Origin of the sequence: Vibrio sp. 2-2(8) (genome assembly GCF_963888495.1) — a bacterium.
GTDB lineage: Bacteria > Pseudomonadota > Gammaproteobacteria > Enterobacterales > Vibrionaceae > Vibrio > Vibrio anguillarum.
The window spans coordinates 1-1091 of record NZ_CAWPJM010000036.1; the positions used below are offsets into that span (position 1 = coordinate 1).

Annotated in this window: 1 protein-coding gene; it reads left to right on the top strand. The window is 44.1% G+C overall.

Annotated features, from left to right (window positions below):
* Positions 1–92 precede the first annotated feature (92 nt).
* Positions 93–1061: an IS30-like element ISVa6 family transposase gene (locus tag AACV12_RS11205; RefSeq protein WP_170901620.1), complete on the top strand. Its 969-nt coding sequence runs from the start codon at positions 93–95 to the stop codon at positions 1059–1061.
* Positions 1062–1091 lie beyond the last annotated feature (30 nt).

The following is a 1091-nucleotide window of genomic DNA, read 5'->3' on the forward strand; positions in this document are numbered from 1 at the left end:
CTTGGATTCAAGTACGAAGTGCGACGCCTCTGAACATAAAAACAGTGAGATGCGATAATCATGAACTTTGCTCCCGCCAAGAAGTAAAAAACATGAAATACACGCACCTCACTGAGAACGAAAGGTATATGATTTCTGCACTCAGAAAGCAAGGAATTAGTACCGCTAAAATAGCTAAACAACTGGGTCGTCACAAAGCTACTATCTATCGAGAAATTGAACGCAATTCCCGATACAACAGACACTTTAACAGGTACTCCTATCAGGCGTGGAGAGCCCAACAAATGGCTCGCAACCGGCTGAGCCGCTCGCGCAGAAATAAGCGTTACAGCGAAATCGACTTCAGGTTACCTGAAGCCTTGCTACGACTGGATTGGAGCCCTGACCAAATCGTCGGATACCTAAGGGTAAGAGGCTATCCAACAATGAGTCACGAGCTCATTTATCAGCATATTTGGAACGACAAAACTCTCGGTGGAACACTATGGAAACACCTACGCCAATCCACTAAGAAAAGGCGTAAAAGGTATAACTCAAAAGACAGCCGAGGTCGGCTGGCAGCAAAGCGTCATATTACCGAAAGACCAGCAAAAGCTGAGCATCGAAAAGAGCCTGGTCACTGGGAGATTGATACCGTCGTTGGCCGCGGAACCAAGCACTGTATCGTGACTTTAGTTGACAGAATGACTGGCTACACTTTTATTGGGCAAATGGACGATAGAACAAGCGAGTCGCTCAACGTAAGAATGAGCAAAATCATGACCCGCTCTGACTTACCTTTTAAGACGATAACTGCGGATAACGGCACTGAATTTCATGGTTATGCACAACTAGAAAAACATCATAACTGTCTGTTTTACTTTGCAAATCCATACCACTCATGGGAGCGAGGAACTAATGAAAACACCAATGGCTTAATACGACAATACTTACCAAAACGAACTTCTATGTCACACGTGACACAGAAGCTCTGCAATGAAATTGCACACAAATTAAATATGCGCCCACGCAAAAGACTTGGGTATAGAACACCACTGGAGTATATTCATGCGCATCTTTAAAAAGTGTCGCACTTCAAACTTGATACTAAG